Below are 11,550 nucleotides of genomic sequence, written 5' to 3' on the forward strand. Positions count from 1 at the left end.
AAAAGCAGATAAGAAGACTGCCTATTTTTCTACGCAGATCTTCTTATCTTATGAAGGTGAATAAAAATGAAGGAATTCAAAAAAATATTCTCATTAATCTTATTGCAGCATCTATTACATTATAGATGGTTTGTTAATAGGATTTATCCGGGCTTTGTTATGGGTAAAAGGTTCGCAATAATTAGTATAGTGAATTTAGCTATAGGAATATTTATTATTTCTTTTATCACTGCATATAGTTTTTTTAAAATAATCAGCAATAATGTTGGAATTTCTACAATAACAGGCGAAAAAATTTTTATAATTTATTATATTCTTTTGTTTATTTATCTTATGAGGAACTCTTTCAACGAGGCATATATACGGGCTTTCCATTCTAAAGATTATTATTATTTACGTCTACAAAAAGTTTCACCAATCACCTTACAGGTAGCTAAGATTATCGATGCATTTTTTTTAGAGATTGTTTTATTTATACTACCTATACACTTAGGAATAACAGCACCATTTATTATAGTTTTTCATGGAATTGAATTATGGGGTTGGACTACAGTTTTCATACTGGTTGTTATACTTTCTTTATTTTTGAGAGGTTTATTTATGATTATACTTTATCTTATCGACAATCATAAGTTGCAAAATAGAAAAACTTATTCTGTTGTTGGTAAAATAGTACTTTGGATGATTTATGGTTGGTTTGTATCATTTTCGATTATGCAATATATATTAAATAAAGAAATGTTGCTATCAATGGCATCTACTATATTGAATATTAGAATGGATGAACCACTTCACAATACATGGGTATTTGGCGGTGGGTTGGCTATTTTTCTAGTATCGGCAATCTTATCCTTTTTTTACATGTATCAAAAAAGAATTGATAGATATCGAATAGAAGCAAAAGTTATTGAAAAAAGGAAGATTTATAAAATTGAAAATGCCTTGTTTAGGTTCAAAATGAAAAGTAAGTGGGTTTCTCTTTTTCTAAAGGATTTACTACTTCTTATAAGAGGCGAGTATATCTCCTCAGGCTTTCTGAAAGCGAATCTCGTATTCTTTTCATTTTTTTTAGGAGCCATGTCTGCATTGTCTATTCACTATAATGATGGTACTAAAACTGGGATTGTTTGTATGATTATTATTGTCTATCAATTGATTAGCAATGAGTTAATAACACAGTCTATTTCAAAGATTTCCAGTATTGATCAAGAACGGAACTGGTTAAAGTTTTACTATACTCATATGAATAATCCTTATTTTATTTACTTTTCTAAGCTATTATTACTATTTACAATTTCATTTTGTACTTTGCTTATTTCAACAATCATTATACTAATTATAATTAGAGCATCACTATCTATTATTTTATTGTTTTTGTTAAGTACATTTTGTATCTCTTTTATATCTTCGATGAGTTTTTTGGTTGGTAACGCTTGCTTTCCAAATTTTAAATGGGAAACAGAAGACCAAATTAATACATCAATCCCCGGGTACATAACTGAAAATATATTTTCAAAGGTATTTCAAATAATTATAATCTCTATTTCAGGTACCAATACTGTTTTCTTATTTGCACAAAAAATAACTATACAAGATTTTATTGTCAATAATATTGAATTGTTTACTATAAGTACCCTCATATGGGCAATAATATTATTTTTTATCCTAAGAGCACCATTATGGAAAGGTTGGAAATGGTAATGTTGGAAATTAGGGAAATATCATACACTTACGATAATGCAAAAAAGGCAGCTCTTCAATCTATTTCTTTTGAGCTGGATAGGGGGGAAATTGTAGGTTTAGTTGGTCATAATGGAGCTGGTAAATCAACCTTATTAGAGTGTATAAGCGGATTGAAATGGCCACAAAGTGGAAAAATAATAATTAATGAAAAGGAATATGGAATTAGTTTTGTTCCTAATGATTTATTTTTATATAATATGTTGACGATTAAAGAAACATTGTATTTTATTGGCTCCTTACATTCCTTATCTCGTATCGAAATAGATAAAGTAATCAAACCTTTGCTAAGACTTTTTTCATTAAATAGTAAAGAGAATGATTACATGAAAGATTTATCATATGGGATGAAACAGCAGGTTGCCTTAATAATAGGCATTCTTTCCAAGCCAACATATTTTTTATTAGATGAACCAATGAATGGATTTGACGCATTGTCGACAAAAAAAACAAAGGATTATCTAACAAGCTTAGCAAAGGAAAAGGAAATAGGGATTCTTTTGTCATCTCATCGATTGGATATTATAGAGGATATTTGTGATAGGGTTGTTATACTAAATACAGGAAGATTAGTTTATGAAGGGACGGTCTCCCAACTGAAGAATAATCAAACTTTTGAAGATGCTTTGATTTCCGTATCGGGTGATAAACATGCGGATAATTTTTAAGTTTTTTAGTCAACCTATTATTATTTGTTCACTAATTATTTATTTCTTTTCAATTTTGACTGGAGCTATTTTATCAAAAGAGGTAGATTTCTCTTTTTATAATGGAGATTTCTCTTTTTCTCCCTTACATTATTTTCAACACAATTTAGTAAGCTGCATAATCCTTATCAGCGGAATAGCTGTGTTCTCTTTATCCACCTTATGGAGTTTATTCCTAAATGGAGTGATGTTGGGAGCGACATTCGTAGGAGTCGCCATTGAAAAGTCCATTCAGGAAGCAATAGCAAGTATCTTTTTTCATGGTATTTTCGAAATCCCAGCTATTATTTTAAGCGGAGCCATAGGTTTATACCCAATATATCTCATATACTTATTATTACGGAATAAAAAAGAAATTGATTATAAGAATCAAATAAAAAGTATTGGAATAATGTTGGCATTGATTGTTGTCTTTTTAATAATTGCAAGTATTATGGAAGCAAAAGTATCGCCATTAGTAATTAACTATTTTTTCAAATGAACTTTTTAATAAAGTCAACAGAATGACAAACACAAAAAAATAGGAAATTGGAAACTTTTTTGGGATTAATAGTCCGGAATGCAGACGTTCTGTTTCTTCGAGTTCATATTCGTCGGATTTATACTGGCTCCAGACCAGGCTGATGTAGGTAGCTAACGTTTGATGATTTTAAAAATGCTTGATGTCACCAATTTTGGTAATTAGGCCAGCTGCGTAAACATCCCCAATCCCTTTAAATTGAGATTAATGTTTGGGGAACGCTTGTCATGATTTTTGCAATTTCCTTGTCAATTTTTTACTTCAGATTTCATGTACTTTATAACGCTAAGACTGACAGAAAGTGAAATATTAACCAGGTCTGCCATCACTTTATCTAATCGATACTTAGAACAGTCGAGCTTTTGAAGATATTTTGTAACTTTCTTAAGATGTTCGATGTGATTTATCCTTTTCGCTAGAAGAAACTGAATTAATTCAACAACTAAGCATGCTGTTCCAAACATATCCGCAAAGGGGTTGTCCTGTCGAAGTCTACTAAATTTGAGAAAGACTTGATTCAAAAAATAGATTTTATAGCTTAAGATATTCTGCATTCTATAAAAAATGACAGAGGCTGGAGTTCCTCCATTTTCTGGCGTTTCCGATACTCGATTAAGGATACGTGAGGAATTATCTCCCTGCGAAAATACAGTCTGAACACAATACCAATTGAGTGAAAAAAAGGTAAAACATAAATATTAATGATGGGGAAGCCGAGAAGCTAGCCTTACATCCTATAGAATTTTAGAGTGAATTTTATGATAAACCAGATCAACTGGAAGTTCTTTTAGAAAGAGCGAGCTCTTACTACTACTAATAATACGAGGAGCGTACATATGAAATTACAAAATCTTTTCGTGGTTCTATATAAGCCACGTCAAATAATTACTACTAATTTAAAGTCAAATGAGTTATTTTTTCCGATCCTTATAATTGGGGTTATTTCTTCTATTCTATATACTGTATTTGCATCTCAATCGATAGATCAGACAATGTTGGGAATTAACTTTAAGTCAGTTAGCCCATTATTGATTATTTTTTCATTGCTCATTGGTTTTCTATCGCCTTTTATTAGTATTATTATAAATTCAATTATTAACTATATAACAATTCTTATAACAGGCATATATATAGAATTTAAAAGTTTAATGGTAATAGGAATTTTTTCATACGTGCCAGTTCTAATTGAACTATTATTAAAAGTAATATTCTCTTTCTTTTCCGGAAAGTATTTCACCAATTTTTTTAATCCACTTGCTGGTCTTTTTAATAATCAGCATCAAATTCTGCAGATACTTTCTAGCAGTATAAGTATTACGGGACTATGGAGCTTACTGATCTATATTTTGGGAGTTATCATATTATTGAAAAGTAATGATGGGAAAGTAAATAAATTAACAATTACGCTAGTAGTAATTGTTAATTTAGCCTTAACTGTTATGGTGGCTGCCTTGACCACCATAACTGGGGACCTTAAATCAGTCCTTAATTAGGGCGCGCTGAATAAGCAAAAATTTCAGATTCAACAAGGATTTTGGCCACTTTTGTCTAAAATAAAGTGTAAGGTTTTTATGGAAAATACGTAAAAAACCTTGCACTTGAAGTCCGATTATACAAAGGTATTAAATGGTAAATATATGGTATTTATTGGTACATTCCGTGTAATTAAGTGGTAAAAAGTAAGTTAGAGGTGATACGTCTCAGTGGCCGTAATAAATTGACCTTTTTTCTGATCTTTTTGGCGAAATTAATGACAGAACAAGTTACAATCCTGTATGTGAATATTTTCATAAGCAAACAATAAAAGATAAGCGACACTTCCTGATTTATTTCAAGGATTAGCTGAGTTACCAGGTGGACTTTTATTCACTGATCATATAATATCTTCGATTAAAAAGTAAGCACAACCATTTTTTGCGGTTATGCCGGGATATACTAAATTTAAAGAACATGGTCTTTCGCCTTAAATTCAAATTTCGAAGAATTATTTTACAATCACTTGTAATTGGTGATTTATTTTACCGGCTAGCTTCTTTAACTCCAATCCGGATGGACCGTTTAAAATATAGTAGCCAATACGGTCATCAGAGTTTCGAGGCGGAGTAACCTTGTCACCTCTAAACACACCAATTTCGTGGCGCACATACTCCGGAAGGCTTTCCACACTCTTCATGCCTTCTACTCTATCAAAAATGCCCGTTGTATCAGCAAAGATAAAACGTATCAATGCAGAATAATCTTTACTCTTCTTGATAGACACCGTGTGATCAAGATAGAGTTCAACTGTTTTTTTAAAGATGTTAATTCCATAAGCATTTGGTATCAAATCAGATGTAATGCAGTCGCCTCCTGGCCGGCCATTTACCTCAATAATTTTTGGGCCATCAGAGGTCAATTTGACTTCAATATGCATGGGTCCATTATGGAAATCTAAAGCCTGCGCTGCTTTAAATGCAACATTAATTATTTTTTGTTTATGATTTAGATCAATCGTCGTTGGAAAAACATGCATCAATTCAACAAAGTATGGAGGTTTCGATACATGTTTTTCAGTAACCTCAACAAATTCAATTTTATCGTGGTTCAAAAAAAGCTCAACACTGAATTCCGGGCCATTCAGAAATTCCTCAATTAAATACTCACCCCGCACAGAAAAATTCATGTAGCTTGTTTTATATTTTTTTAATTCGTCCATTCGCTGTTTCAATTGGGTTTTATTTTCAATATAAAATACATTGATGCTGCTGGCAGTGTTGGTTGGTTTCAAAATAAATGGAAATGGAATACTTTTACTAGCTTGTATTGCTTCTTCATAATCACGAACTACGGCAAATTTAGCTGATGGTACTTCTTTCTGTGCATAGACTTCACGTGCCTTATCTTTATTCCTCGCACAAGTGGCAGCAAAAACAGATGTGCCAAATGTCTTCAATACCTTAGCTACCCGGGCAGTCACCGCAGTCACATAATCTGTAGCGGGAATTAATGCATCGAATTTGCAATATTTGCTAGAATCAATTGCATTTAAGATACTCTTTGGATCACGAATATCCGCAACTAACAAATCATCATAGCAGCCTTCGTATCCATATATTTTCGGGTTCTTTACATCCGAGACAATGCAAATCACTTCACATCCAAGTGATCGGGCAGCCTTTACAAAGGATACCCCGTAAAAACTTGGTTCAACAAGCAACACTCTTTTTTTCATAATCTAAGCATCTCTTTTCTTTTTTAGTACGCCTAAACTCCAGACAACTCCCACTATCATGATTACAAACATAATAAAAAAGCCAAAATTAGCTCCGAATTTATCGTTTGCAAAACCCATGCCAGTTGAAGCGAATATTTCTATGAATTGAGCAGTGCCGTTCCAAAGAGAAGTTGCTCTGCCCATATAAGCTTTATCTACCTGTTCCATTAGAACGGTATTTATAACAATTCGGAGCGAAGAGTTAGATAAGCCAATTACCAAGCTGCCAAAATACATAAGTAAAATTTTATCGCCAATAAACAAAGAAAAAAGCGCGATTGCAGCAGCAGAAAAGAAAGAAACAATAATACTTCTGTTTGAAACACGGCTGATGATACTTCCCATGATCAGCCCAGATAACAAGCCACCAATACCATAAGCCATATCCGAAAATCCATACACTACACTATTTGCCTTTAATATGGTTGAAACATAGTCTGGAGACGAAACATTAAATAATTGGGTAACGATTAACGGTAAAATTGATAATAAACCAACACTTAAAATGAGCTTATGTCTCCAAACGTACTGGATTCCGGATACAAAGCTTGAAGTATTTTCCACATCTGCTGGTATTACCTGATCTTTTTTTACTGTTATGATGAGCATTGATGCAATTAGAAAAACGAGTATGTTGATGATGAGAATTACCATAAAACCAGTATAATGCAGTATTATCCCGGATAATGCACCGGCAGCGAACATTCCGACCTGTAATGAAACTTCAATAAATGAATTAGCGGCAAAATTATTTGAACATAGCTTCTGGAAGCTGCCATGTATGTAATCCATCCAGCACCTGTTAAAATTGACAGCAAATACATAAGCTCGATACTAAATCCATTTAGATAAAAATATGCAGAAATGACTATCATTGGCAATGCCCGACCAAGAAATGTAAATAAAATAACGTTCTTTCTCGGATACTTATCGGTTAACACTCCGGCAATTGGAGACATTAAAAAACCAGCTAAAACATTAATCGTAAGATACAAACCAACATATTTATTTGAATGAGTTTGCTGAAGCATATACCAATTAGCGCCTACAGTTGTCATGCCTACTCCAAAACCAGAAATAATGTCTGCCAAAAAGAAATTCCGAAATTCTTTTTTCTTCATTAGTCCAAAATTCAAAGTTGTCATCCACCTTGTTTAATTGATTTTACGAATGCCTCTAGACTATCCTTCGAAAAATTAAGATAGTCCAAAACTTCATAATGGCTACCACCGTATATCGGCCACTTATCATCTACCGTATATCCATAAACCTTTTTATTTGGAAGCAAAGTGGCTAATACTGAAGCAAGGCTTCCCAATAACCTATGTTCCTCAACAGCAATTATTGTTTCACTAATACTATTAAACAATAATAGCTTTTGATTTAAGAAATTCAAATCGGAATTCAGCAAATGCAGATGACTAACTCCACTTATATTCTGAGTCACTTTAATACAAAAATCGGTTGCAACTTCCCCCGATGATATTAAACATACAGTGTCATGCTTACCTCTTGTATACCATGAATAATAATCATGATCCTCTTGAATAGGAAAATCCTCATAATCATTATTTCTTCCAAGGCGAATATAATAAGGGGAGTTCGTATTAATAGCCTGATCAATTGCAAGCCGTGTTTCCCTTTCACCATAAGGACAGATAATTTTAATGTTTGGAATTACTCTTATTAATGCTAAATCTTCTAAACAATGATGGGTGGTACCAAACCATCCACCTGCGGCTCCCCCATAACAGCTAGCGGCAACAATGTTAGCCTTCAAACAGCCAGTTTTTTCTTCCAATTACGACCGGTTTAATTGCGCGTTCGCTCCGGTTATTGTCAATCTCCAGGCGTCCATCCTCCAAAAAGGCCATCAACTTTTCCCATTGATTAAGACAGTATTGAATGGCTTTGCCAAGTGCACTCTTTGGCAACACTTTCCGTTCCTGTGTTTTCAGCCATCCCAAAAAAGCATCCAGGATCGGCTTGCTTTGTATCAGGCGTGCTTTCTTGCGTTCCGCAGGGTTCAGGCCTCTTAGTTTCCGTTCTACTGCATACAGTTGGTTACAGAAATCAAGGCCTTCAGTGGCTACCACCGGCTTTGTGCTTCCTGGGGGAAGAGTCTTAAGCGCATCAGTGAACCCCCTTCGGGCATGGGCCCAGCACCCTACAAGTTTCACTTCGGGCACTTTGTGGTAACCTGCATACCCATCCACCTGTAAGTAGCCCTTAAAGCCATTCAGAAAATTTTTCGGGTTTTCACCCGCTCTGGTTTCCTGGTAGTCATACAGAATGATAGGAGGACCTTCGATCCCTGTCCGATACAGCCACAGATAGGATTGTGAAGAAGCTTGCCTGCCAGGCTCGCGAAGGACCTGGAGAGTGGTCCCATCGGCATGCAGGATATCAAGCTCCAAGAGGCGAAGGTGCATCTGTTCATAAAGTGCGCCCAGCCACTTCTCAGCTCCGGTTACCATCCAGTTAGCGAAAGTCTGGCGGGACAAAACCACTCCCATCCTTTCGAACTGCTTTTCCTGGCGGTATAAAGGCAGCCCTTCCACATATTTTTGAGTCATGATATGTGACAGGATAGATGGCGATGCCAGGCTCCCTGGGATGGCCGGCTTCGGCATGGATGCCGTCTTGATCGGGGTATTGATCCCTTCATTTTCACACTTGCGGCAGGAATAGACATACCGGACATGTTTTTTTACCTTCAATTCCGCAGGAATATAGACAAGTTCCTGGCGAACTTTTGTACTCATTTCATGCATGGTACCACCGCAGCACGAACAGACCTGCTCCTCGGGGGACAGGCGGTACTCGACCGTCTCCACAGGCAGGTTTTCGAGCATGGTTTGGCGTTGTCCGCGTTTCTTACGGCGGCGTTGATACGTAATGGTTTCCAAAGAAGGCTCAGGCAATTCAGGATTTGCTTCCTGTTCAGTTTCATTGAAAAGCTCAAGCTGACCGGGATGAGTTTTTTCGCTTGAAACGCCGAATCGCTTGTGTTGCAGAAGGCGGAACTGTTCTTCAAACCATTTTAGCCTGGCTTCCAGTTCGTTTTGCTTTTTCAGCTTCTCTTGCAACGCTGCATTTTGCTTCTCCAACGTTTCAAGACGTTTCAGGAGTTCTTCAATTGTAGGGTTTTGGATAGGGGAATTCGCTGTCTTTTTCATAAGACCATTATAAAACAAAAATTGCGATTTCTCTGGTTTTTCATTATTTAAATAACGGTCCTTTCCATGACGGCCTGATGGGCCTGCCTTTGTTCCAGCTCCAGCCCGTCGAGCAGCCATCTCAGCTGACGTGGGCTTATCTTTATGGGCGCGGTGTTTTTCTCGGAAGGCCAATGGAACTTCCCACGTTCGAGCCTGCGGTAATAAAGCCAGAAACCGTTATGGTCCCAGTGCAGGATTTTTAACTTGTCATGTCCTCGATTGCAGAAAACAAACAGGCTTGGGGAAAAGGGGTCTAGGTTGAATTCTTCCTGCACAAGTGCGGCCAAACCGTCAATAGATTTCCGTAAATCCATACTGCCCTGCGCGAGGTAAACGCGATCGACAGCTGTCAGGTTTAGCATACCGTCTTCAGCACCTTTACGACATCGGCAAAAAGGGATGGATCAAATCCCGGCTTCACTTCAATGGAAATATTGCCTATTTTGACCTGAAGGGTATCCTGATCCGACTGTTTAGGTTCTTCAATTAACAACGGTGCAAACGAAGGTGCAGAGTTCGTTTTGGAGGATGGGACTTCAATCCTCTTCAGCCAATACTTGAGTTGATGTAGTTTAAGTTGATTAGCCTCACACCATTTTGCTTGCGTCAGGCCGCTGGACCGGAAAGCGGCAATCCGCAGTTCCCATTGCTTTCTTAATTCGCTATTTTCCATAAAAAAACTCCTTCACAAAATTCTAAGGAGATTATTTCATAGATATACGGCCGTTGCTAGGTGTGAACAGTTTGACGCTTACCATTTACCTTGAGGCGTTTTCTGATTGGTTTTCCCGAAGTCTACCTGAGCTTGTTGCCCCATTGGCGGGTCAGGTATCGCTTGATAAACCCGTTGATGTGTCTCTTTTGGTATGGCATATTTTTCACGAAGTTCTTTGACATAACTACGTACCGTACTTTCCCCAACAATTAGTTTAGGGTAGTGCTCCATCAACCAATCATGGATCTGTGCCGAAGACACATCTGGGTTTTCACTCAGCCAAGTATGAATAATCATTTCATAAGCATCGAGCTTCTTAGTTCGAGTCTTTGTTGAGGCCTCCCACAAAGCCATTTCTTCCGGAGACTTTTCCAGATATTTATATACTGTGGTTCTTGATATACCAAGCTTTCTGGCTATTCTTCTTATCTTAAATCCTTGTTCTTTTAATTGCTTGATCTTCATGTACATTTCCCATTTGTCCACCTTTACTTCCTCCATAACAATATAAATCAAACTATATTATAACGTATCGAGGGAATTATTATCAGGGGAATAGCGCCGATGCATTTGATAGGTGTTGCCCCTCCCCGGGGCAACACCTATCAAATGAAAAATACCTGCCCCCATATCTCAGTAAAAGTGTTCATTTTTATCTAGTAGGAATGGTCTACTTTAGTTTAGCATTCACAAGAGATTCACATTTGCTTTCAAATTAACGACAACTTCCCAGATAAATAAAGCATATCCCCTGATATATTTGGATAACAGCAAATGCCCGAATCCGGGAAACGCTGCGGACCACCACGCAATGATATAAGGGTTTCTTAAATGCAATTGCGTTGTCCCTAAAATACTGACATGTGCTTTATATCGCCTGGCTGTATTATCGTTACGATAATTGTCCATCTTACCCACCTTTGAAGCCCATTTAGGATAGCTTGTCGAATACGGAGGGCATTTATACCCGCGGCGTTCTGGCCGGGATAATTGGATGAATCTGATTGGATTCTTAAAAACATAACGGCATTCCCATAATGAAATGGTTGCCGTTCTTTACTGGTAAAAAGGAAAACCCCAAAAGCCGCCGGCACTTCATTGGCGTTAACCTGAATCCGTGACAAAAACCTAATTTGCGGCATTAATAGGTAGATTTCATTGTGCAGCCTTCCGGTAAGTGACTGATTATTTGTTAAACAGTAGTTTTCTTGTTTTCAATCTTTGAAAAAGCTGTTCAGGTGATTTTCCAGGCACAACAAATAAACTTGCCACTTCCATTTTTTTGCAAGTTTTACGGCAATGTATTGGTACTGGTTCATGCCTGATTAGAAAAAGGCATAGTAGAGGCGTCCGAAAACTGGAAGCCATTTGTTGGTTGAACTTATTTTTAGCTT

12 protein-coding genes and 2 pseudogenes are annotated in these 11,550 nt (G+C 36.5%); 4 read left to right on the top strand and 10 right to left on the bottom strand.

Annotated features, from left to right (window positions below; all coding sequences use genetic code 11):
* The first annotated feature begins 66 nt into the window (after positions 1-66).
* The 4 genes from C232_RS0115300 to C232_RS0115320 all read left to right on the top strand — a co-directional run bounded on the left by C232_RS0115300 (position 67) and on the right by C232_RS0115320 (position 4,460).
* A complete protein-coding gene (locus tag C232_RS0115300; protein ID WP_018665027.1) occupies positions 67-1,701 on the top strand; it encodes a hypothetical protein in 1,635 nt (544 codons plus the stop codon).
* Positions 1,680-2,408: an ABC transporter ATP-binding protein gene (locus C232_RS0115305; RefSeq protein WP_018665028.1), complete on the top strand. Its 729-nt coding sequence runs from the start codon at positions 1,680-1,682 to the stop codon at positions 2,406-2,408. Before C232_RS0115300 ends, C232_RS0115305 begins: the two co-directional genes overlap by 22 nt.
* Positions 2,392-2,928 (top strand): stage II sporulation protein M, encoded by a 537-nt coding sequence (locus C232_RS0115310; protein WP_018665029.1) that lies wholly within the window; start codon positions 2,392-2,394, stop codon positions 2,926-2,928. Before C232_RS0115305 ends, C232_RS0115310 begins: the two co-directional genes overlap by 17 nt.
* Before the next feature lie 875 nt (positions 2,929-3,803).
* On the top strand, positions 3,804-4,460 hold the full coding sequence (locus C232_RS0115320; RefSeq protein WP_018665031.1) for a hypothetical protein: 657 nt from the start codon (positions 3,804-3,806) through the stop codon (positions 4,458-4,460).
* A gap of 491 nt (positions 4,461-4,951) precedes the next feature.
* Here the strand turns inward: C232_RS0115320 and C232_RS0115325 are convergent, their stop codons facing one another.
* The 10 genes and pseudogenes from C232_RS0115325 to C232_RS20130 form a co-directional block, all read right to left on the bottom strand.
* A complete protein-coding gene (locus C232_RS0115325) occupies positions 4,952-6,178 on the bottom strand; it encodes an ATP-grasp domain-containing protein (RefSeq protein WP_018665032.1) in 1,227 nt (408 codons plus the stop codon).
* Between the two features lie 3 nt (positions 6,179-6,181).
* Positions 6,182-6,925 carry an MFS transporter gene (locus C232_RS20415; protein ID WP_211211503.1) on the bottom strand — a complete coding sequence of 248 codons (744 nt, stop codon included), beginning with the start codon at positions 6,923-6,925 and terminating at the stop codon, positions 6,182-6,184.
* Positions 6,895-7,356, bottom strand: a complete 462-nt coding sequence (locus C232_RS20420; RefSeq protein WP_026314634.1) for an MFS transporter — start codon at positions 7,354-7,356, stop codon at positions 6,895-6,897. Before C232_RS20420 ends, C232_RS20415 begins: the two co-directional genes overlap by 31 nt.
* Before the next feature lie 5 nt (positions 7,357-7,361).
* Entirely contained in the window at positions 7,362-8,021 is a 660-nt protein-coding gene (locus C232_RS18840) for a transketolase family protein (RefSeq protein ID WP_081622788.1), read from the bottom strand.
* Positions 7,999-9,399, bottom strand: a pseudogene (gene tnpC / locus C232_RS0115345) (IS66 family transposase); the annotation flags it as partial. The gene C232_RS18840 and the pseudogene tnpC, both read right to left, overlap by 23 nt.
* A 47-nt stretch (positions 9,400-9,446) precedes the next feature.
* Entirely contained in the window at positions 9,447-9,803 is a 357-nt protein-coding gene (gene tnpB, locus C232_RS20535) for an IS66 family insertion sequence element accessory protein TnpB (protein ID WP_018665035.1), read from the bottom strand.
* Positions 9,797-10,114 carry an IS66 family insertion sequence element accessory protein TnpA gene (tnpA, locus tag C232_RS0115355; RefSeq protein WP_018665036.1) on the bottom strand — a complete coding sequence of 106 codons (318 nt, stop codon included), beginning with the start codon at positions 10,112-10,114 and terminating at the stop codon, positions 9,797-9,799. Before tnpA ends, tnpB begins: the two co-directional genes overlap by 7 nt.
* A gap of 78 nt (positions 10,115-10,192) precedes the next feature.
* On the bottom strand, positions 10,193-10,642 hold the full coding sequence (locus C232_RS18845; protein WP_018665037.1) for a helix-turn-helix domain-containing protein: 450 nt from the start codon (positions 10,640-10,642) through the stop codon (positions 10,193-10,195).
* Between the two features lie 207 nt (positions 10,643-10,849).
* A pseudogene (locus tag C232_RS18850) lies at positions 10,850-11,065 on the bottom strand (hypothetical protein); the annotation flags it as partial.
* Positions 11,066-11,341: 276 nt separating this feature from the next.
* On the bottom strand, positions 11,342-11,550 hold a 209-nt coding region (locus C232_RS20130; RefSeq protein WP_211211500.1), incomplete at its 5' end, for a hypothetical protein.

It is taken from the genome of Heyndrickxia acidiproducens DSM 23148, assembly GCF_000374345.1.
In the GTDB taxonomy this organism is placed as follows: Bacteria; Bacillota; Bacilli; order Bacillales; family Bacillaceae_C; genus Weizmannia; species Weizmannia acidiproducens.

Excerpts from the sequence above, each read along its gene's own strand:
- C232_RS20415 (WP_211211503.1), bottom strand. The coding sequence starts at position 6,925 with ATGTTCGCTGCCGGTGCATTATCCGGGATAATACTGCATTATACTGGT.
- C232_RS0115320 (WP_018665031.1), top strand. The coding sequence starts at position 3,804 with ATGAAATTACAAAATCTTTTCGTGGTTCTATATAAGCCACGTCAAATA.
- C232_RS0115300 (WP_018665027.1), top strand. The coding sequence starts at position 67 with ATGAAGGAATTCAAAAAAATATTCTCATTAATCTTATTGCAGCATCTA.
- C232_RS0115305 (WP_018665028.1), top strand. The coding sequence starts at position 1,680 with ATGGAAAGGTTGGAAATGGTAATGTTGGAAATTAGGGAAATATCATAC.
- C232_RS0115325 (WP_018665032.1), bottom strand. The coding sequence starts at position 6,178 with ATGAAAAAAAGAGTGTTGCTTGTTGAACCAAGTTTTTACGGGGTATCC.
- tnpA (WP_018665036.1), bottom strand. The coding sequence starts at position 10,114 with ATGGAAAATAGCGAATTAAGAAAGCAATGGGAACTGCGGATTGCCGCT.
- C232_RS0115310 (WP_018665029.1), top strand. The coding sequence starts at position 2,392 with ATGCGGATAATTTTTAAGTTTTTTAGTCAACCTATTATTATTTGTTCA.
- tnpB (WP_018665035.1), bottom strand. The coding sequence starts at position 9,803 with ATGCTAAACCTGACAGCTGTCGATCGCGTTTACCTCGCGCAGGGCAGT.